The 22,487-nt window shown below is 44.0% G+C and carries 15 protein-coding genes and 1 pseudogene; 1 reads left to right on the forward strand and 15 read right to left on the reverse strand.

What is annotated here, in order from left to right; all coding sequences use genetic code 11:
* From NG78_RS05745 to NG78_RS05690, 13 genes and pseudogenes are all read right to left on the reverse strand, one after another.
* Window positions 1-2,571 (reverse strand): annotated as a pseudogene (locus tag NG78_RS05745) (GA module); the annotation flags it as partial.
* 107 nt (window positions 2,572-2,678) lie between these two features.
* A complete protein-coding gene (locus NG78_RS06150) occupies window positions 2,679-2,846 on the reverse strand; it encodes a hypothetical protein (protein WP_004136789.1) in 168 nt (55 codons plus the stop codon).
* Between the two features lie 282 nt (window positions 2,847-3,128).
* Window positions 3,129-4,805: an energy-dependent translational throttle protein EttA gene (ettA, locus tag NG78_RS05740; RefSeq protein WP_004133659.1), complete on the reverse strand. Its 1,677-nt coding sequence runs from the start codon at window positions 4,803-4,805 to the stop codon at window positions 3,129-3,131.
* A gap of 117 nt (window positions 4,806-4,922) precedes the next feature.
* Window positions 4,923-5,429: a DUF3180 domain-containing protein gene (locus tag NG78_RS05735; protein ID WP_004133660.1), complete on the reverse strand. Its 507-nt coding sequence runs from the start codon at window positions 5,427-5,429 to the stop codon at window positions 4,923-4,925.
* Window positions 5,429-6,838 (reverse strand): hypothetical protein, encoded by a 1,410-nt coding sequence (locus NG78_RS05730; RefSeq protein WP_004133662.1) that lies wholly within the window; start codon window positions 6,836-6,838, stop codon window positions 5,429-5,431. The genes NG78_RS05735 and NG78_RS05730 overlap by 1 nt, the downstream gene beginning before the upstream one ends.
* A gap of 194 nt (window positions 6,839-7,032) precedes the next feature.
* The gene (gene ftsH / locus NG78_RS05725; protein ID WP_004133664.1) at window positions 7,033-9,177 is read right to left on the reverse strand and encodes an ATP-dependent zinc metalloprotease FtsH; all 2,145 of its coding nucleotides are present in this window, start codon (window positions 9,175-9,177) and stop codon (window positions 7,033-7,035) included.
* A gap of 90 nt (window positions 9,178-9,267) precedes the next feature.
* Complete coding sequence (hpt, locus tag NG78_RS05720) at window positions 9,268-9,822, reverse strand: hypoxanthine phosphoribosyltransferase (protein WP_004133666.1); 555 nt, start codon at window positions 9,820-9,822, stop codon at window positions 9,268-9,270.
* Window positions 9,797-10,915 (reverse strand): tRNA lysidine(34) synthetase TilS, encoded by a 1,119-nt coding sequence (tilS, locus tag NG78_RS05715; RefSeq protein ID WP_032837625.1) that lies wholly within the window; start codon window positions 10,913-10,915, stop codon window positions 9,797-9,799. The genes hpt and tilS overlap by 26 nt, the downstream gene beginning before the upstream one ends.
* A 48-nt stretch (window positions 10,916-10,963) precedes the next feature.
* Window positions 10,964-12,745, reverse strand: coding sequence for a D-alanyl-D-alanine carboxypeptidase (locus tag NG78_RS05710; RefSeq protein ID WP_004133669.1), 1,782 nt, complete (start codon window positions 12,743-12,745; stop codon window positions 10,964-10,966).
* Between the two features lie 74 nt (window positions 12,746-12,819).
* Window positions 12,820-14,472: a hypothetical protein gene (locus tag NG78_RS05705; protein ID WP_004133672.1), complete on the reverse strand. Its 1,653-nt coding sequence runs from the start codon at window positions 14,470-14,472 to the stop codon at window positions 12,820-12,822.
* A 20-nt stretch (window positions 14,473-14,492) separates the two neighbouring features.
* On the reverse strand, window positions 14,493-15,404 hold the full coding sequence (locus NG78_RS05700) for an ABC transporter ATP-binding protein (RefSeq protein WP_004133673.1): 912 nt from the start codon (window positions 15,402-15,404) through the stop codon (window positions 14,493-14,495).
* A 469-nt stretch (window positions 15,405-15,873) separates the two neighbouring features.
* A complete protein-coding gene (locus tag NG78_RS05695) occupies window positions 15,874-17,100 on the reverse strand; it encodes a glycosyltransferase family 2 protein (RefSeq protein WP_004133674.1) in 1,227 nt (408 codons plus the stop codon).
* Window positions 17,097-18,653 carry an AI-2E family transporter gene (locus NG78_RS05690; RefSeq protein WP_176605910.1) on the reverse strand — a complete coding sequence of 519 codons (1,557 nt, stop codon included), beginning with the start codon at window positions 18,651-18,653 and terminating at the stop codon, window positions 17,097-17,099. Before NG78_RS05690 ends, NG78_RS05695 begins: the two co-directional genes overlap by 4 nt.
* A gap of 231 nt (window positions 18,654-18,884) precedes the next feature.
* Between NG78_RS05690 and glnA the strand changes: the two genes are divergently transcribed.
* Complete coding sequence (glnA, locus tag NG78_RS05685) at window positions 18,885-20,321, forward strand: type I glutamate--ammonia ligase (RefSeq protein ID WP_004127691.1); 1,437 nt, start codon at window positions 18,885-18,887, stop codon at window positions 20,319-20,321.
* Window positions 20,322-20,402: 81 nt separating this feature from the next.
* Here the strand turns inward: glnA and NG78_RS05680 are convergent, their stop codons facing one another.
* Together NG78_RS05680 and NG78_RS05675 are read right to left on the reverse strand one after the other, a co-directional pair.
* The gene (locus NG78_RS05680; protein ID WP_004133676.1) at window positions 20,403-21,044 is read right to left on the reverse strand and encodes an ABC transporter ATP-binding protein; all 642 of its coding nucleotides are present in this window, start codon (window positions 21,042-21,044) and stop codon (window positions 20,403-20,405) included.
* Window positions 21,045-21,150: 106 nt separating this feature from the next.
* The gene (locus tag NG78_RS05675; RefSeq protein WP_004133677.1) at window positions 21,151-22,470 is read right to left on the reverse strand and encodes an ABC transporter permease; all 1,320 of its coding nucleotides are present in this window, start codon (window positions 22,468-22,470) and stop codon (window positions 21,151-21,153) included.
* Window positions 22,471-22,487 lie beyond the last annotated feature (17 nt).

The raw sequence follows: 22,487 nt of genomic DNA on the forward strand, positions 1-22,487 counted from the left end.
AAGCTCCAAGCAGGAAGTACCTGCCTTTGGAGTCCAACCCTTACCTGTTAGAGTTGCGATGTTTCCAACAGCGAAGGTAAGATTATCAATCTTATCAGTTGCGCTTGCCTTACTATCATCGTAATTGGCGTGCAAGAATTGCTTAACTGCAGCTTGGAAATCCTCATCAGGAATAGTATCTGGATTATCAACCCCGTACGGATTTGTATTGTACTTATACACAGCCTTTGTGGCGTCGGTAAGCTGGCGAATGAGCTTGCGAAGCTCCTTTTCGTCATTCATGCTGTCAATCTTGCTATCATTGAGCTGACCAGCATCTTTGATACCAGAACGCTCGAGATCATTGTTGCTCAGCTTGTCAGTATCACGCTTCTGTTGAAGCAAAGCTTTTGCTTGCTTCTTCAAGTCTTCAAGAGTTGTATCTTTCTGAGGCTTAGCAACATAAAGCTCACTAATTGGCACAGTAAACAAAACCTTAGGGCTATTGTCACCTGATTCATATCCATTAACACTTACAGTTCCATCGGAGTTAGATTTGATAGAGGTCACGCCAGCATTGCTATTTAGACCTTTTACATAACGCTGTAAGCCATTTGTATTTGCAACTGGCATATTGCTTCGATTAAGACTGTACGAGCCAGATTGAACATTAGCTACAAGCAAATTGGCATCATAATTCGCATTAATGAAGTTAACAAGCGCCTGCAAATGCTCTTGTGAGTTTGTACTATTTGGATTATCAACCTGAACAGGATTAATCTTATACCTATAATAAGGCATATTAGTTGGAGAATGAGGATTAGCGGTATCTGGCTGCTGAGTATTCTGATTACTAACCTTCTGCTTAAAGAACACGCTCATTGGATATACAGCGTCTTTGTATCCTTGAGCCTTAAAGGTAATGTAACCACTACCGTCTTTAACACTGTATTCAACACTTGTGATGTTTACTTTTGTGTCTGGGCTCTTAGAGTCTTTACCTTTCTCGCCAGTATACATAGATTTAACGCCATCAATCTGCTGTTTATTATTTGTTAAATCATCATCGGTCATATTAAACGGATTAAAATTAACCTGAGTAGGTGTCTTCGGCACATCAACCGTAAACATTTTTTCATCAGTAGGAGTTTGTGGTTCTGGAGTTTGCTTCTTCTTTTCCTTAAGGAACTGCCACGCGTCGATGGTGGTGGTGGAGCCATCTTTCCAGGTGATGGTTACGTCGCCGGTATCAGAAACCTTAACAGGTGCTTGGTTGCTGTTCTTTTCCTTTGACTCATCATAAGGAGTAATGCCAGTGTTGGCATCATCAAAAGCCTTGATAATTTGGTTTATTTCGTCTGTCTTAAGCTGCTTCAGATTATCAACAGTAATCGTGTCCGGCACAACGTAAGGAGCCCAATCGGCGATAGTTGCTCCCTGATACACGAGTTCAGAGGCAGGAATTTCAAGCTTTGAATCATCTTCGTACGTTACAACGAGCTTCGTGCCGTCATCGTTGAACTTAATCGAGTCATTGCCAGACTTCAGATGATCATTAAAGTCATTGTTGTTCTTATTCTTTTCCTTGAACGCCTTAAGAACAGTCTTCTTGTCCTCATCGGTGAGCTTATCCGGCTTCACCACAGGCGTGCGCTCAGGCATCTGTGGCTTATACTTATCGCTATCGGATTCGCCCTTTGCAACAAGAATGCTTGCAGGAATTGTGCGAGTCGTCTTGTCCTTAAAGGTAATAGTGGCAGAACCGTTATCATTTATAACAATGCCATCTTGATCGTCTTTAACTAATTTATCAAACAGAGTTTGAGCACCAGCTTCACCGCGGTTTGCATCCTCAATAGCCTGCTTAACTTTACCCTTTTCGCCATTGTTAAGCTTCTTAAGATTCTTAACAAGTGTCACATCAGGATACTTAAGCGTCAAATGATCTGCAATCTTTGGCGTATTGTGCTTTTGACCAGCCGCATAATGCCAATTACCAGCAAAACGATACACGCCAGCCGCAAAACGAAGCGGATGCTCATCGCGCTTTTCCCAAGCATCTTGAGTCATTTCTGCAACGTAGGTCATATCGTAGTAGCGCGTACCTGCAGACTCCCAGTCTACAAAAATGCCTTGCAAGCCGGCGGTTTCCTTCTGATAATCTTCCCACTGCTTTTCAGTATTACCGACTTTGTCGTACCCCTTGCTTCCTTTATCATCAAGGCCAAGCAGCTGCTTCCAACCCTTGCTGGCGAGCACTTTACTATCCTTAAAGTAGAAGTTGGAAATATTACTCCAGTCTTCCGGCTTATTGTAGGTCTTCTGCGAAACCTGGCCGTATCCTTTATTATTTGTAAACTTAAACTGCGAAGAACCAACTGGAGTAAATGGTTGCTTTTCCCCCTCTTTTGTCAGTTTTTCAACGCGCGTATAAGTAATATCCTGAACGTTCTGCAAGCCCTTTGGAACACCAAACCACCACATTGGGCGGAATCGCCAATCGTCGGCCGTGCCGTCCTTTTGGTTGCAATTAGAAAGATAATGAACGCGAACAAACTTGCCAAGCGGGTTTTTGCCTGTCGTACCGCCCACCTTAGCATTCTCAAGTGTGTCGTAATAATCCACCTCAATGTGGAAACGAGCTTCGCTATAACTTGCGTCTGTTTTATAACCGTAATAAATGTTGTTGCCAGTGCCGTCTACATAACCGTCAGCGTATGCAGGAGTAGAAACGAATACCCCCCCCCGAGCACCATAGCACCTGCAAGCATAGCTGCGCACACGCTCTTAGAAATAGGTGCATACTTAGCATTTTGAGCAGACTTTACTAAAGCAGCAAAATTATTCGCTTCATTAATCTTCTTCATTTTTTCTTCACTCCGTTTATTCGACTATCACTGCTTAATGCGTATTTCGGCAGCAGTAGAAAAATTAGCGTTTATAACAATAGTCTTCAACCGCAGTATAAATGCTTTGGTTATAACAGTTATAACATTGTTTATAACTTTTGATATAAGCCAAATGACTTAATACTGCGGTTGAAAATAGTACAGTGTGTATAATACTCAAAATTTTATACATTTCAAGTATTACAATTTTGTGACTTTCGTCACCTTATGCGCAAATCAGCAAATCAGCAAATCAACAAATCAGCGCGTAAGCTTCCTGTGCAAACGATGCGGACGAGCAGCTTCCTCACCCAAGCGCGCAATCTTGTTTTCTTCGTACGCTTGGAAGTTACCTTCGAACCAGTACCATTTTGCAGGATTCTCGTCGTCGCCTTCCCACGCAAGAATATGCGTAGCAACGCGGTCAAGGAACCAGCGATCGTGCGAAACAACCACCGCGCAGCCTGGGAACTCAATCAAAGCATTTTCCAAGCTTTCCAAAGTCTCAACATCCAAATCGTTCGTAGGCTCATCAAGAAGAAGCAAGTTTCCACCCTGCTTAAGAGTCAAAGCCAAGTTCAAACGGTTACGCTCACCGCCGGAAAGCACTCCCGTAAGCTTCTGCTGATCCGAACCCTTAAAACCAAAGCTTGCAACGTACGCGCGCGTAGGAATTTCAACTCCTGCAACCTCAATATAATCAAGGCCACCAGAAACAGCTTCCCACAAGTTCTTGTTTGGATCCAAGCCAGCGCGATTCTGGTCAACGTAAGAAATCTTCACCGTATCGCCAACAATAAGCTCGCCGCCGGAAAGCGGTTCCAAGCCCACAATCGTCTTAAACAGCGTAGACTTACCAACGCCGTTCGGGCCAATCACGCCAACAATACCGTTACGCGGTAAGGTAAACGACAAATCGTCGATTAGCACGCGGTCGCCAAAAGCCTTGTGAATATGCTTTGCTTCCAAAACTTGAGAACCCAAGCGTGGGCCTGCTGGAATCTGAATTTCGGAAAAGTCAAGCTTCTTAGAATTGCGTGCTTCCTGCTCCATTTGATCGTAGCGTTCCAAACGCGCCTTGTTCTTTGCTTGGCGAGCTTTCGGCGAACTACGCACCCAGTCAAGTTCGTTCTTCAAACGCTTGGCGAGCTTGGCATCCTTTAAGCCCTGAATCTCCATACGCTTGGCTTTGGTTTCCAAGTACGTGGAATAGTTGCCCTTGTATGGGTAAAGCTGGCCGCGATCAACTTCGCAAATCCACTCTGCAACATTGTCCATAAAGTAACGATCGTGCGTTACTGCAATAACAGCGCCTTCATACTTGTGCAAGAACTGTTCCAGCCACAAAATAGATTCCGCATCCAAGTGGTTTGTAGGCTCGTCCAAAAGAAGCAAGTCTGGAGCTTCAAGCAAAAGCTTGCACAATGCCACTCGACGCCTCTCACCACCAGAGCACACAGAAACGGGAGAATCCGGATCTGGGCATTGCAAAGCGTCCATAGCCTGCTCAAGTTGCGAGTCCAAATCCCAACCGTTTGCTGCATCAATCTCGGTTTGCAGCTTGCCCATTTCTTCCATTAAGGCATCAAAATCAGCGTCAGGATTTGCCATTTCTTCGCCGATTTGGTTAAAACGCGCTACTTTTTGCGCAATCTCACCAAATGCCATCTTAATATTTTCGCCAACTGTTTTAGTTTCGTCCAGCGGCGGCTCCTGCTGCAAAATACCTACCGTATAGCCCGGAGTCAAAGAAGCTTCGCCGTTGGTAACATTTTCCAAACCGGCCATAATTTTCAGCAGCGTAGACTTACCCATGCCGTTCGGGCCAACAACACCAATTTTTGCGCCCGGAAGGAAGCTTAAAGTAACGTCGTCGAGAATTACGCGATCTCCATAAGACTTACGCGCTTTAATCATCTGATAGATAAATTCAGCCAAAGTAATATACCATCCTTATAAACGTTGAAATTCCAGCGTTTACTGCTTTATTAAAAGCAATAAGTTATTGAGCGAAACTAAATAGCATTACGTAAAACTAAATAGTTATACGCAAAACTAGCAGGTTGCCGGCGTACGGTCAGACTTTTTTGTAGACTCCGCACCATCTTCTGGCGGCAACTGGCAAAGAAACTCGCCCAAAATGCCAACAAGCATATCTACAAAGCAAACAAATCCTGCAATAGAACACTCGCGCACAACAACCGAGTTATAAAACACCATTTCGCTGTGCGGCAAACTCATTAACAGCTGACCTATATACCAGCCAGCCAAAATAGCTCCAGCCATTCCCAATGACTTCGACAACATCAAAGCGGCAACAGCAAACTGCGGACTTGTGTGCTTATTGTTTTTCTTAGCTTTTTCACTAACACTTAAGTGAGTTTGCAAAGCCATAACAAATGTTGCAACACCGGCAACTACCATGATTGACACAACAACCCACGGCGCTCCGGCAAGAGACATAGCACTAGACTCTGTTGACGACACAAGAAATGCGCCTAGTACAAAGCCAAACAGCAGACCTAATACCAGATACCACCAAGGTGTACGATACGCTTTCATTAATAATCATCCCCTAAAAGCCATTGATCTGAGTATATACCAACAGTTTGAGTATCTAAAGCAAGAGCTAAAGAATACGAAAGCGGGTTGTGATCCAAAGCAGCGTCCGACTCAATTTGCATCCATGGCATAAGTTCAGGTGATTTAGGATCCACTGTTACCATTTCCGCAATTTCTTGTGGCAGCCCTTCCGGATTTATTGATTCAGTTTCCGTAGCAGGTGCTCCGTATGAACGAGAGCCTAGAACGCGAAGAGTTATTTTGTCTTTATCTGAACAAGAAACAATACGAACTAAACGCAACATTTCATACTCGTCGACAGTTGAGGAAAGAAGGAAAACGCAAGTGTAGTAGTCAGCATCAAGCGCATTTGCAACATATAACGCAGATATGCCGTCTACACGAGTTTTTCCATCTTGCTCAAGAAGTGCAACTATTTTCAGCATAGCAGAACGCGTAGCATGATTAGCGACACCCCTCATTGAGATTACCAAAGTTGTGCGCATTTGAAGCGGGTCTACGTCGAAAAATCGGTGTCTTTCTTCGCCCGCAGCCATTTCGTTTCCTGGATTATTTAATTGGTTTTCGTCCAGATTTTCGTACAGCTTTTCGTACAGCTTTTCGTACAGGTTTTCACCCAGGTTTTCGCAAGTATTTTCGCAAGTATTTTCGCCGTCATTCTCGCAAGTCTTCTCGCATGCATTTTCGCAAGAATTCTCAACTTTTTCAGCCTCGCCGTCAGCACTGCAAGACTTATTAGCAGCGTCACCTTCTGCAGAATTACCCATATAATCTTCAGCTGCAGCATTCGCAATATCTATAGCTGCTTGAGCCGCTGCAGCAGCTTCTGCATCTTCAATACGCTTATTTTCTTCTTCGTTCTGTTCTATAAGCTTACGGAAGTAGTCTGCATTCGGACTATCTTCTAAATCATCAATATCAACTTTTCCACTTCTAACAGCAACATGCGCAATACTTTCGGGAACTGCTCTGTTAGACATGTCGTACTCTCTTTTAGCAACACGATGCACAGTAATAGCAACGTCGTCAACTTCGCTTTGCAAGCCGTAGTAGTTGCTGCGAACCGAAGCGCGAACAGTAACATCTGCTTCCACAACCTGCCATGTGCGCATAACAGAATCCGCAACCTTATTAGTTATAAGCTCCAAGGCGATTGATGGATTATCTTCAATTTCATCATCGTGCTCGCACTGCCTTAACGAAAAAGCAAGACGATCCGTCAATTGAGGAATATCAATTGCGTGAGTATCGTTACCAGCAAACGCTCTGCTCAAATCAACTTTTAGAACCGCGTCAATGCGAATATTCGTGTATAAGCCAATAACAATGTCGTTAACATTAGGCCTCACACCGTTAAGCCGTATAAGGCTATAACTATTTTCTTCCACTGCTTTTCTCCCCGCCTATACGAGAAAGCGCACAATAGCAATATTTACGATTGCTGTTGTGCTGCTTTCTCAGTTTTAATATTCGATTTTTACTTTTTTGCTTTACTTTTGATTTGCGCTTTTGTTTTTGACTTTGTTTGCGCAAACCAGCGTTTTGTTACATTCTACTAGATGCAAAATGAAAATACCTAATTTTACTCAGATTTTCCTTCTACATTTCGTCTTAAACTTTCCGGAATTTCCACAGGCGGAATATCTGAATCCGGACGCTGGTCGTTAGAAAGCCAAAGAGTACGCTCCGGAGCCTTACGAATCTTACTAAAGATTTCCTTAAGCTCCTTCTCGTTAAGCGTTTCTTTTTCAAGAAGCTGACGAACAAGCTCGTCCAAAACGTCGCGATTATTGTTAATAATCTCCCACGCTTCAGTATGAGCAGTTTCAATAAGCTTATGAACTTCCTCATCAATAACTTCAGCCGTGCGGTTCGAGAACTTGCGTGGCTGCAAAGAGTCAAGAGATCCGGAAGCGTCATCGTCCGCATCCATCCACTTAACTGCTCCAAGCTTTGCAGAGAAACCAAACTCCACAACCATCTTTCGAGCAATAGCCGTAGCTTTTTCAATATCGTTAGAAGCTCCGGTTGTTGGATCGTGGAACACAACTTCTTCAGCAGTGCGTCCGCCCATAGCGTAAGCCATTTGATCAAGAAGCTCGTTGCGCGACTGCGAATAACGATCCGTAGTTGGCATAACAGCCGTGTAGCCAAGTGCGTGGCCTCGTGGCAAAATAGTCACCTTTGTAACAGGATCCGTATTGTGCAAAGCCGCTGCAACCAAAGCGTGACCACCCTCGTGGTAAGCGGTATTACGCAACTCGTCCAAAGCCATTCCCTTAGACTTTCTGCGAGGACCCGCCTGAACGCGGTCAATTGCCTCATCAATAGCGCGATTATCAATGTATTGCGCGCCTGAACGAGCACAAAGCAAAGCAGCTTCGTTAAGAACGTTAGCCAAATCTGCGCCCGTAAAACCAGGAGTGCGCACAGCAACCATATGAAGATCAACGTCTGGAACAAAAGGCTTGCCCTTTGCGTGAACCTTCAAAATTGCTTCGCGGCCTTCCAAATCAGGAGCCTCAACAGCCACCTGACGGTCAAAACGGCCAGGGCGAAGAAGTGCGGAATCGAGCACATCCGGACGGTTAGTTGCGGCAATAATAATCAAATTAGTGTCGTTGTCGAAGCCGTCCATTTCCACAAGAAGCTGATTAAGAGTCTGCTCGCGCTCATCGTGGCCGCCAGTCATGCCGCTTCCGCGACGACGACCAACAGCATCAATCTCATCAATAAAGATGATTGCAGGAGCATTCTTCTTAGCTTCGTCAAAAAGCTCACGAACACGAGACGCGCCCAAGCCTACGAACATTTCAACGAAGTCAGAACCTGCCATTGCGTAGAACGGCACTCCAGCTTCGCCTGCAATAGCGCGCGCAAGCAATGTTTTACCAGTTCCTGGAGGGCCGTAAAGAAGAACGCCTCGAGGAATACGCGCACCCAAAGCCTTGTAGCGCGAAGGATCCTTTAAGAAGTCCTTAATTTCCTCAACCTCTTCAACAGCAGCCTGCTCACCGGCAACATCTGCAAACTTAGTCTTAGGAGTTTGACCTTCAACAAGCTTTCCACGGCCGCGACCGCCGCCCATTCCAAGCATTCCGCCGCCGGCACCGCCAATGCGACTAAACATGAACCAAATCATGCCAAGGAAGAAAAGAATAGGCACAAGCGAAGTTACAAGATAGGAGAAAATTCCGGAAGATTGCAAGTTTGCAGTCCAACCATTAGACGGCTTGGCTTTTTCAACTTCCTGAATAATCGACTTGCCTTGAGCAATAGTGTAGTAGAATTGCACATCTTTGCCGTAATCATGCTTCTGCTTATCTCGCTTACTATACTTACTAAACTTTTTGTCGAGAGTAAGCTTCACAAGCTGCTTGTTATCAATAATTTCGGCATAGTTTGCTTTATGCGAGCGCAATAACTCAATACCGTCTTGGGTATCAATAGTTTGCGAACCTGTTTTTGCAAACATTTGGAAGCCGACTACAGCAAGAAGTACTAGCAGAACAATCCACGTCCATGGAGACTGCCAGATTGGGCGACGAGACTTATTGTTGCCGTCTTTGCCGTCTTTGCCGTCGTTATTGCCTTTATTATTGTTGTTACGCTGGCCGTTATTTCGCGAATTCCTAGGGTTTAGCGGGGTTAAGAACGGGTTATTTCCGTTATTTCCGCGCCCAGGGCCGCCCATTGGGCCTTGCGGTGTCATAGGAGAAGCGCCCATGTAATAAGGCTCCTTTCAAACTCCCTAATTTCTATAAAAATTCAGGTAAGAATTTTGAATAAAGAATAAAGTAAGCTCTATACACGAAGCTTAATCGCCATAAACTGATGGCTTTAATACTGCAATACTATTGAGATTGCGGTAACGCTCGTCGTAATCCATACCAAAGCCGACGACGAAAGCATCCGGAATTTCAAATCCCGTGTAGTCGATTTTAACGTCAACTTCGCGGCGAGCTGGTTTGCTTAGCAGCGCAAAAACTTTAACGCTGTTAGCTCCGCGACCCTTCAACTCGTTTACCAACCAATCGAGAGTTCGACCGGAATCAACAATATCTTCAACAATAAGAATATCTTTGCCACGAACATCCGTACTTAAATCTTCACGAACCTTAATCTGCCCGCTAGTTTGAGTACCACTGCCGTAGCTTGACAAACTCATAAAGTCCATTGGCGCATTAACGCTCAGCTCTTGAGAAAAAATAGCAAGCGTATTAACAGCGCCTTTAAGCACTGCTACGAGCAAAATATTACGATTTTTGTAATCTTCGCTCACTTGCTTTGCAACCTCACGAATACGCTTCATAAGGTCTTCGTGGCTGATTAATTCATAGTCAATGTCATCTCGTATATCTGCAACTTGCATGTTCACTATCTTGGCATAAACGAATGACGATGTTACGAGCGTGCCGCAACGCTTCATAATGATTCGGTAGCGAAATAGGCTTTTGTCCGTGCCAATTTACGCAAAGTTCGTCGATTGCTTTTATGTGACTTGCGCTAAAACGCAGTAAAAGCGCTGTTAAAGCTCTTGCTATAACACGACGGCGAATTGAAGGGTGATACTGGGATAATTTTTTTGCGTCCAAAACTATTTCTTGAGATTTTTCGTTAGATTGCAAAATAGTTTCGTAAGCTTCGTCTACTTTAGAATTTATGTAGTCAAGATCATCTTGAGCAAAATCGGCGCCTCTGGAAAGTATAGTAACCATATCTGCTTGTAAAAAGCGCGAAATATATGGCATAAGAGTGTGCCTAATCCTAGAGCGCAAAGGGTAATTTTCACAAAGCTCAAGATTTTGTGCAGACGTGTCTCCATTAGTAGGATCATCCCACCAAGAAATTCCCAAATCTTCGCAAATTCCAGTAGTTTGATTGCGTGTAAGCTCAATAAGAGGACGCGCGAAACGCACGTTTTGGCGCAAGGTTACAGCTTTCATACCAGCAACTGCTTCTAATCCTGCAGAATCTTTTAAGCCAATAAGAACTGTTTCTGCTTGATCGTTAGCAGTGTGAGCTAGTAGAACTACGGCTGCTTTCTGAATTTTTGCGACTTCAATAATAGCTTCGTAGCGCGCAAACCTTGCTGCAGATTCTTCACCTTCGCCAGAATCTTTTACTTGAACAGACTTAATAAAAACGTATTTTTCGTTTATTCCAGCCTGAATACAGCGTTTAGCAGCTTCGCCGGCAACTTGTGTTGAATTAGGTTGAATATGGTGGTCAACAATTACTACGCCGCAACGAAGCCCTCGAGATGCGCAAACAATTGCACTAAGCGCTGTAAGAGCGAGCGAATCCCTGCCTCCGGAGCAAGCAACAAGAACTAAAGGAGCATCGATTGCAGTCTCATGCGTGCCGTGCTCGTTAAAACACGAATCTTGGCTTTGAAGCGAAAGCTTGTCGAAGCAACGATTTATTGCGCCGATTCCTGCGCGCATACAAGACGAGTAAACCATATCGTCTAGTGTAGCGCGACTAATAGCAGAAAATCATCAAGAAAAATATTAGAGGTTTGGAAGCTGAGCCATGAACTTGTTAATTGCCACAAAAGCTCCCCAAAAATCGTAGGGTTGATTTGCAACAACAGCGAAAGTTAAAACGCCACCGCTTTTTCGAGATACGTTTCCAGACATGGAACTTACTTCGCTTAATGAACCTGTTTTTACGCGCAAAAGTCCTGCAGCAGACTCATCCGCCAAACGCTTCCTAGAAGTGCCAACTAAGCCCGGCAATGACAATCCTTCAGAAGAAGCAGCTCCCCCAGAATCTGCCTTAATATTTAGCACCTGAACTTTTGCCAAAGTTGTAACAAGAACATGAGATTTTGGAGACAATCCCGAGCAATCAGACATATGCAATCCGCGCGTGCTGATTTTAAGCTTATGCAATCCCTCTTCTACAGCCTGAACTGCACCCTCTGGAGAATTGCTTTTATGAGCCGCAATAGCAGTTAAACGGCCAAATTCTTCTGCCAAAGTGTTATCTGAAAGTCGAAGCATATAAGACATAACTTCATTAAGAGGCGCTGAAGAAACTTGCGCAAGAAGACGCGAATTTTCAGATATTAGCGGGCGCGTTTCGCTTACTTCAATTTCAGGATTTTGAGAATCTTCCGACTTATTTTCATCTTCGGAATTTTTGCTACTATTCGAGGAATTTTCAGTAGAATTTTCCGCATTTTTATCTGTTTTATCGGAATAATTTCGTACTTCAATTCCTTGCTTAATAAGCAGCCTTGCAAAAACTTGGCCTACGCTTAAAGCTGGATGCGGATCCGAAAGCGGAAAATCTGTTATTGCATCGGCATCAATACCAAGAACTTGAAGATCACGCTGACGAGCATCGTCAATAGCCATAGACGAAGTTTCGGCATAAAAACGGCGCTCAGTATCCGTTTCGTAAACAAGAGCAGGAGCGCGCTTTGCTCCAAATAGAGAATCGTCAAGCGAAAGAGAAACTTCGTGAATATTATCTAGCTTTAAGGCGGCTGCAGTTCTTTTAGCTAAAGTTGTTAAACCAGCCCTACCGTTTACGTGAGACCAATCGTTTTCGCCAACACCAAGAAGCATATCGCCATTGCCGCGAAGCACAATTTTGCGCAAGTTTGAGCCGGACTTTGATCCAGACTTTGAGCCGTGCGATTTAGCAGAATCTTTAGCTGATTTAGGCAGCAAAAATACTTGAGTATCAAGAGTTGAGCCCATATCCAACGTTCTTGAAGCAACGGCTGCAGTTAGGGTTTTAAGAGTTGACGCAGGCTCTCGAGGAGTATTCGCTTCGTGAGATGCAATCACACTTCCATTAGCATCCATAATTACTACAGAAGTATTATCGCTTATTGAAGGATCGGCAATTAAAGCGTCAATAAGCTTCTGAGATTGCTCGCGATCAATAGGCTTTCCGTAAGTTGCACCTTTTGCTAAAGAAGGAACACTAAGCAAAGAGCGCGGAGAAGACACAACAGTTGATTTGTGTTGCAAGCGCAAAGTTAACGGACCTGGCAAAATATCGCATACGTCAAGCGAAACGTATGTAACCATAACAATAAGGCTAAGTATTGCAGCCAAACTTGCAATAAGAAAACGCCAACGAGATGGATACCGGCTTCTTAAAACCATAGCAGCGTATTTGCTTGGTTTTTTAGAATCGATTGATTCCAACGAATCGATTGATTTTATGGAGTCACTTGATTTTAGAGAATCGATTGGTTCTGGCGAATCGCTTGATTTTGGCGTGCTCGCATTAGAAGCATTTAAGGCATCGTCTGAGCCTTTACTACTTTTCATGCGAGCACACCTTTAAATCGATTGCAAATACCGCGCTTAACTATACATTGCGCTTGCAACAAAGCGTGCGTAAGTTACGCAGTAATAGACGCGAATCTGCGCAAGTTTTCAACAATGCGAATCATGCGCTTATCCATTACTTTGCCGCCAAGAATCACGCCAACAACTAGAACAACCAAGCCGTTTACTATGAACAGAATGCTTGCAATCCACAAAAGATTCATGTTAATAGCCAAAAATGCCATAGCTGCAGCAATAGATGGAATCATGCATACTGCAGCAAGAAGCGTAAAACCTATTGGAGCAAGGGATCTAGCGCCTGCAGAACCTTGCGGCCTAGAAAATGGCTTTTCGATTGACGCTACAGGGTACATTGCAATGCACGAAGAAACTGAGCCAATACCTATGGAAGCAAAAGCTACTCCGATTGGTGAAAGAATCTGGAACATAACCGCATTTACACTTTGTTGAATATTTGCTACAAGGAAAAGGAAAACGTAAAATCCTACTCCAAGAAGAGCAAAATACACAACGCAAATCACGGACCAAACTATTGAATGCGCTAATCGATCGTTCACGCCTTTTACGCCAATAATCGCGTGCATAGTAAAAGCTGTGCCATCGTAAGCAATATTGTTTCCAACAACCATGCCAATCATCAAAGCAGCATACATAAGCCAGCCAGATACGCCTAAACCATCTGCCAAACCCTTAAAGCCTATGGAACCAGTAAGACTTGCAGTTGGAACTATCAGCATAAAAAGAGGCATAAGAAGCAAAAATAGCTGGCGCATATCTCTTCTCATAACGCTAATAATTCGTGCAATAATCGCACCGACTGTGTTGTCTGGAACTGCTGCAAATAAGCCAATTCCCTTAGTTTTAACAACTGTTTTTTGTTCACTGCGCAGTAGCTTAGGTTCTAATTTTGCACAGAACACGGAGATTGCAAAGCAAACAGCAATCGTTACAACGCAAATAAGGAAGCGAGTAGCAAGGGCAAGCCAATTTCCATTAATAGCATCGAGCGGCAAAGCCATAGCTGCACTTAATGGCGTAAAAGCAGATACAGAGCACAAACTTGAGCTGATCAAAATTTTATTTTGTGAACTACCATGCCCGTTCATTGATGCAACAAAAATCATGTACGCTATAAAAATAGCAAAGTAAAAAATGTTTCTTGAATGCTTGTTTATTAAAATAGTGTCTAAAAGTTCAATAAGCATTTTGCTTAAAGACACGATTGTTGCAACGTAAAGCGGAGCCGCGATTACGCTTACTAAAACTGGCACAATTCCAAAGCTTCGGTACGCTAAAGACCACAAAACAAGCGCGATTGTGCTGCTTATAGAAAGCGCTCCAAAAAGAGAGCCAAGAAGCATACCAGCTTGCTGCTTTACGTAAGGAATGCCGTAAAGCGCAAAACTACGCGACTTTAGTGTTGTGTCACTTCCAAACATAAACAGGTTTATAAAAAGCGTAAAAATTGACACAATAGACGCAACCATTATTGGAAGAGCTTGGAATTCCTGCCAATTTTTAGTATCTGGAAGCATGCCTGGATCAAGATACTTTCCTGCTTCCCAGCCTGCAAAGCCAAGAGCGCATATAAGCGCAAGTCCAAAAACAATTGCTATGCCAAAGCCGATTTTTTGCCAAATAGACTTTCGCATAACAGAAAAAGTAAGCGCCCAGCGAAGGCGAACCATTGTAAAAATCATAGACATGATTACTTACCGCCTTTCGCTCACGCGTTGTAATTACTTGCGATTGGTGTTGCGCTATTGCCGCCGTTAAGCCAGTCGATACGCGCAGCAGCGTGGCGTCCGCCAACAAGCTCCATAAAGCGATCTTCAAGATTCTTGCCTTGAGCCACCTCTTCAAGAGTTCCAGCAGCTGCAACATGACCTTCGTTAATAATTGCCACGTGCGAGCACATTTTTTCGACTAATTCCATAACGTGCGAAGAAATAATCACCGTTCCACCAGTAGAAACATATTCGGCCAGAATATCCTTCAAATTTGCGCTAGAAACAGGGTCCACTGCCTCAAAAGGCTCATCGAGCACAAGCACGCGCGGGCTGTGAATCATAGCTGTTGCAAGGCAAATCTTCTTAGTCATACCAGTTGAATAGTCAGAAACCATAGTGTTTGCAGCTTCTGTTAAGTCGAATGCAGAAAGCAGGTCGTTTGCGCGCTTTACGGATTCCGCGCGGCTCATATCGCGAAGCATGCCAGCGTAAGTTAAAAGCTGAAGGCCGGTAATAGTTTTAAAAATTTCGTCCGCTTGTGGCATTAAACCGATTGCGCGCTTAGCACTATTTACGTCACTCCAAACGTCGTTGCCAAAAATCGAAGCAGAGCCAGCATCTGGCATAAGCAAACCCGTAAGCATTTTAATCGTGGTAGTTTTACCAGCACCGTTAGGGCCAACCAATCCGTAGAAAGATCCTGCTGGAATGTCTAAGGAAAGATTATCTACAGCAACTTTTTTGCCGAAAGTCTTAACAAATCCGCGAATAGAAACCGCTGGAACTTCTTCGCTGTCAGCTGCGTAAGTGTTTGCGCCAAAAACTGGAATGCCCTCAGCAGAAGCATTTCCGGACGGATACTCAGACGGATACTCAGACAGATACTCAGACGAAACAGAATCTACCATAGAAACCTCGCAGTATACAGATAAACGCACGCATTGCGCCACATTATGCGCAATCGCACGTTTACACCAGGGCTTCTATTATCTCATACTCGCGATTTTTCAGCAATCCCCCCCCCTCATCACACCACCACCTGTTCCGTACGCTAACTCCAATGTACTAATATTCGCGTGGTGAGATTTGAGATTTTTCGCACTGAGAGAGGCGAACGTCAGAGCCGTAGGCTGCTGATTCGTCGAGCGAAGAAGAAAAATCGAAAAATCTCTGCGATGTGCACGGTTATTAACGAATTAGCATGCAGAGTTTGGGGGATTTCTTTACGAGCACTAAAAGAGGACTGAGAAGCTACATTCTTTAAAGATAGGCGAACACACTAAACGCCTTTAACAGCCAGAGCGCCCGAAGGACGGGACGTGCGAGGAGAGAAATCCCCCAAAACTCGCGCAACACTAGAGAATTTCATTCTTTCGCTCAGTGACCGGTGTGCTGAATCGGCTTCCACTCACTCTTGGAGAAAATAGCTTGGAACGCAATAGGCACGTACGAAAGCATAAAAATCGGGAAGCTAAGAGCGTACGCAAATAGCTCCTTATTCGTGGCCCCAAGCTTATCGTGCTCAACTAAAATCGTAAGCGACACGAACACCATCATTCCAAAAACGCTTGTAACAGTAGTGGTTATGAGGTTTAGCGAGGACTCTATTTGACTCGTCCACGTTACGAAGCCGAATGCGGCGAACACGAATCCCAAAATTAATCGTATAATCGCCAACACCATGAATGGGCAAAGCATAAGCGTAAAGTCCACGGAGGAAAAATCGCGTTCTCGAATACCGTGGCGAATAAGAGCGGCTCCGTAGTAGCGGAATACTTGCAAAAAGCCTTTACTCCAGCGAAGGCGCTGCCTCCAACTTTGTCTAAACGACACTGGCTGCTCGTCGTAAAGCACAGCCGAACCGCAGTAGCCAACCTTGTCTCCGTGAAGAATTGAATCCATTGTAAACTCAAGGTCTTCGGTAAGAAGATGGAATTTCCATCCGCGATTTCTGTGCATAATTTCGCGAGAGAACATGAAGCCGGTGCCGCCTGCGTGGCAGCTGGAGCCAAAAAGCATGCGAGAGTTGTTAGTAAAGCGCGACTCTCGAATAAACCAAAGCGCAGATCCGGAAGAAACCCAGTTGTCGGAAAGATTTACGGAATTTCGGTAGCTGGTTAAAATCTGGTAGCCAGCGTGGAAGCCTTTGTTCATCTCCTCAAAATAGTGAAGGTCGAGTTTATTGTCGGCGTCAAAAACGAAGTAAGCGTCGTAAACCTTATCCGCACCAATTTTCATAATGTGGTCAAGCAAATAGCTGAGCGCAAAACCTTTGCCAATATGCTCTTTATCGAAGCGCTCGATTACGTTGCATCCAGCGTCTCGCCCAACTTTGGCGGTTTCGTCTGTGCAGTTGTCGGCAACAAGCCAAATATCAATTAGATCATGCGGGTAGGTTTGCGTTTGAATACAGTGAATAAGATTTCCGATTACAGCTTCCTCATTTCGGGCAGAAATAAGAACTGCGTAATGCTTATCCATTGGAGCGTCTGGAAAAACAATAGGCTTAGCAAATAGCGACGCCACAGCGCACACGCCCTGGTAGGCAACGCTGCTTATGCCAATAATTATTACTAATACGTCAAATATTGATAGAAAAATCATCGCTTCCAACCGCTCCGTGGATTATTTTTTACGTTATTTTTTACGTTTTTAGTATTTTTTTCGCTACTAGCGCACTGCTGACTACTAGAGCGCTGCTCGCTACTAGCTCGCTGCTGTCGATTCGCGCGCTTGCGACTATTCAAAGCAAGGTCTTTATTTACTTGATCTAATATTTCGCGAGAAATCGGCATCGTTTCTAAAGCTTCAAGCTGATCTGAATCAGAAGAAGTTGCGTTATCGTTATTTGCATCTTCCGAATCAGCCACATACGCTTGCTTATACCAGTACAAAATATCTTCATTCATAGAAACGCGCGAACTCGTGCCCTTCATAACGCGCTGAACACTATCGCTTACAGGCTTCATAAAGTTGCATCTAATAGATTCAAAGCACCTTACCATAATCGACTTATGCTCAGGCTTTGGATCGTCCATAAGAGGCGAAGAAACCAGATAATACTGCTTAGTGCAAACCTTAAAAATCGCCTGCAAACTTGCAGTAACCGGCAAAGCCAAGAACGCTCCAAGAGCGCCAAAAACAGCGCCCAATATAAGAACAGAAAGAAACGCAACAGCAGGATTCAAATCCATAGTCTTTTCGGAAATCTTAGGAGAAATCACCATATTTTCAATCTGCTGATAAATCGTAATAAAAATTAACGTTGCAAGAGCTGCACCAAAACCTTTAGAACCCCAAGCAAAAAGAATCGGCAAAGCACCACCAAGATAAGTACCAACAGTTGGTACAAATTGCGAAACAATTCCACAGAACAAAGACAAAGGCAGCCAGTAAGGAACGCCCATTATTACGAGGAAAATTGCAGTTCCAGCTGCGTTGATTGCGGCTAAAATAATTCGCGAAAACAGGAAGCTGGAAATCTGCTCCTGTACAACCGACCAAATAAATAGGAATCTGCGCTGAGACTGAGGATTCATCCAGCGGCACATGCTTCTGCGCATTTTAGGGCCGGCTGCAGAAATGTAGTAAGTCACCATAAGAATTGTGAGCAAATCAAGCAAGAAGGTGAGCACACCCCACGTTGTATTCAAAGCTTGACCAGCAAAATCAACCACCCAAGAAGTTTGCACATGCTTCAAAATTTCCATACCAAGCTGCTCAATATTCGGCATTCTAAAACCAGTGGAATGAAGCACAAATCCAGCAAACTGATTGTATAAATCTGGCAAACCCAAAACCATAGAAACAGCCTGCTGAGCAAACAAATTACCAAACAAGCCCAAAAGTAAGCCAATAATAACAAGAAGACTTGTTAGCGTAAAACCGGAAGCAACACCACGACGCCAGCCGTGCTTAACTAATTTGATTACAAGAGGCTCCATTGCGAGCGCTATAAAAATTGAAACAATAACGTCGAAAACAATGAAGGAAATACTTCCCCATGCAAACCATAAGAAAATCGACAAAAAAGCAACAATTGCAACGTAAATAAGCGCGCGCCCAAGCCAGTCTGGCGGACGCCTATCGTCACCTTTTGCAGGGAAAAGCGAAGCTAAATCTAGCTTATTTCCGCCCTGCTCACTTTGATTATGCATTTCATGCTCACGCGGCGATTGCGACTGCGACTGCGATTGCGGCTCTTGATACGTCATACTCACTATTGTACTTGCGCGAACTGATGAACAGTATTTACGGCATGTAACGGCTCGTACACAAAAACAACAGCATGTAACACAAACGTAACGAGATAGTCGAGTCGCTGAAATCCAAAAATAAATCTAAAGTTCTAAACTCGTTAATGAGTTTTAAGAAAGGAATGTGTTTCCATGACCACTTTGCAAACGAAAGAAGACGCCGCAGCCCTTATTGAAAAGGAAGGCATCGAGTATGTTTCTGTGCGATTTACTGATTTGATTGGCGTGCAGCAGCATTTTACCGTTCCAGCCGACGAGTTCTTGCACAGCGCATTTACTGACGGAATGGCTTTTGACGGCTCCTCAATGCAGGGCTTCCAGGCTATTAACGAATCCGATATGAAGCTTATTCCGGATGTTGATACTGCTTATATTGATCCATTCCGCAAGCATAAGACTTTAAACGTTGCTTTTTCGATTGTGGACCCTGTAACAGACGAGCCTTATTCTAGGGATCCTCGTCAGGTTGCTATTAAAGCTGAAGCTTATTTGAAGGCTACCGGAATTGCAGATACCGCAAGCTTTGCGCCGGAAGCCGAGTTCTTTATTTTCGACAAGGTTCGTTTTGCAAACGACATGCAGCGTTCCTTCTACGAGGTTGATTCTAACGAAGCTCCTTGGAATTCGGGCATTGATACCGAAGACGATGGCAGCAACAACATTGGTTTTAAGAATCGCGTAAAGCACGGCTACTTCCCTGTTCCGCCTGTTGATCACAACCAAGATTTGCGCGACGACATGGTTTACAATCTTCAAAAGGTTGGTTTGATTCTTGAGCGCTCCCACCACGAAGTTGGCGGTGCAGGTCAGCAGGAAATCAACTACCGTTACAATACGCTTGTTCACGCTGGCGACGATTTGATGAAGTACAAGTATGTGGTTCACGAAACCGCTGCTTTGGCAGGCAAGGCTGCAACCTTTATGCCTAAGCCAATTGCTGGAGACAACGGCACCGGCATGCACTGCCATCAGTCGCTTTGGAAAGACGGCAAGCCATTGTTCTATGCGGAAACTGGTTATGCTCAGCTTTCCGATATTGCGCGCTGGTACATTGGCGGCTTGATTAAGCACGCTTCTTCCGTACTTGCATTTACGAATCCTTCGCTTAACTCTTACCATCGCCTGGTTCCAGGCTACGAAGCTCCAGTCAACTTGGTTTACTCTGCTCGTAACCGTTCTGCAGCTATTCGTATTCCTCTTGCTGGAGATGCTCCTGCTGCTAAGCGCATTGAGTTCCGCGCTCCTGATCCTTCTTGCAACCCATTCTTGGCATTCTCTGCTCAGCTGATGGCAGGCTTGGATGGCATTATGAACCACATTGAGCCTCCTGCCCCTGTTGATAAGGATTTGTACGAGCTTCCTCCAGAAGAGCACGATGGAATTAAGCAGGTTCCTTCTTCGCTTGGTGAGGCTTTGCAGGCTTTGGAAGAAGATCACGACTTCCTTATGCAAGGCGATGTGTTTACTAGCGATTTGATTGATACTTGGCTTGATTTGAAGCATGGTGAAATGGATATGGCTCGCTTGGCTCCAACGCCTTTGGAGTATGAGCTTTACTTCCACATCTGATTTGCAGCTAAGTTAAGATAAGCTAAGCTACTCTAACGAAAAGCCGGCCCTACGATTTCGCGGGGTCGGCTTTTTTATTAATCAAGCAGACTGTCGCGTCAGCTTCTTATTTTCTAGCACGTATTTCACATCAGCTTCAGACGCAACTTTCGAATCGTGCGTAACAACAATCACACATTTGCCATGCTCGCTAGCAAGATTCTTTAATATTGAAATAACTTCTTTAGTTGTTGCAGGGTCAAGGCTGCCCGTAGGCTCATCAGCCAAAATTACCGGCGCAGAAGATACCAAAGCTCGCCCAATTGCAACACGCTGCTGCTGTCCGCCGGAAAGTTGCGTAACATTGCGATTTACTTCTTCCTCCGTCAACCCAAGATCTACTAGAACTTGAGCGTCCGCACGCGAATTTACTAATCGCAAATTTTCTAATGGTGTCAAATAGTCAATAAGATTAAAATTCTGGAAAACAAGCGAGATATGCTTTTTGCGATGACCGCAATATCCTGTTTTTGCAATATTTTCACCGTTAAAAAGCACTTCTCCACTATACGGAGTATCTAATCCAGCTAAAAGCGAAAGCATAGTAGACTTTCCAGCTCCGGAAGCTCCCATAATGCTGTACATTTTGCCAGTTTCAAATTCCGCATTAACGTCATTTAGTACTGCAATATTTGCAGGTCCATAAGTGTACTTCACATTTTTTAATTGCAATAAATCCGACATAATAATCTCCTTATTCTTGCATTATTTAAATACGATTTGTGCGTTTGCATGATTTGCATGATTACGATTTCAGCAAAAAATGCGCATTTGCAACTAGATTTATCTGCTAACTCATAGCACTTAGTATTTGCCGAGGCTTCTTTATAAACATAGGTATTACAGAAATAATTAACGCCACTATTGAAATAAGCAAACCAATAACAAAAGCAATAAATGTTTGAGTCAAAGGCAATACTGCAACACCATCCGCAATAAATGACGAATTTGCACTATGCAAAATCGCAGAACCAATAACTCCAGAAAAAGCAGCACCCAAGCCCAGCGAAATAATAAATGACACAATGTTAAGTATCACTATTTCAACAAGCAATTGGCTAACTATTACTGCTTTCGACAATCCAATAGACATAAGTACGCCAATCTCGTGCATACGTGCCCTAACCCAGAACACTAGTACAAGTCCAAGCACTAAAACGCCAACGAAACTTAGCGCAACGAAAATCATTTGCACAAGTTGTTGTACAGAATTAACTGAGTTTATTACACCAGACAATTGCGAAGCATTCTGCTCTACATCCGCCCACTTTCCGGCAATAGTTTTAGACTGCCGTATTGCATTAGCTAATAAATCAGAACGCTCAACAACACAGCGCAGAACACTTCGCTTAGCAGAGCCAGCTAAAAACAAAGCCGAACTTAAGTCAGTAAATATGCGATTTTCTGAAGCATCCGAAGGAAGAGCTCCCTTAGTTTGCAATTTGCCGGCAAAAATGCCAACAACGCTAACTTTTACATTAAACCCCTGCTTAAGAGTTATAGTAGAGCCAATCTTAAGATTATTCTTCTTAGCAAAATCACGATGCACTATTGCTCTACCCGCAGAACGATTAGTAATATGCTCACCCTGCTCTAAACGGTACAATCCTTCTTGAAAACCTTGAGATAATCGAGAATCTGTTGTGCCAGTAATTCCGGCAGCATGAACCAAAACATCATCGTCTAGTCGAGGGCCCTGTAAGGGAAGCACAATTTGCTTTCCAACAGGCGTAGCTAAAACATCGCGCTCTTCCACTACAGTTTTTACGCCCGGAATCGCAGCAAATTTACGAATTTGACTAGAGTCAATTCCTTCATTCGCATCCAAATCTTGCGGAATTGGGGAATTAGACGTAGCAACAGAATTAGAATTTGCATTCATTTTCTCTGGAAGAGTTTCACCGCGCGTTTTTGCTCGTACAGTAAAACCTAAACCAATACTGGATTGAAGATGATTCCTAGCATCATCAACGGAAGCACTAATGCCAGCTTGCGAAACTAGCGCGCTTAAAACAAGAGTCATAATCAGCACAATTATTGCGTTGCGTCGAGGCTTGCGAAATATTGCAAGCCACGCTCTAGAGCATAGGGAAATTACATCAACACTCATAATCGCTCCCAATAAAC

Origin of the sequence: Gardnerella greenwoodii 00703Dmash (genome assembly GCF_000263635.1) — a bacterium.
Taxonomy (GTDB): domain Bacteria; phylum Actinomycetota; class Actinomycetes; order Actinomycetales; family Bifidobacteriaceae; genus Bifidobacterium; species Bifidobacterium greenwoodii.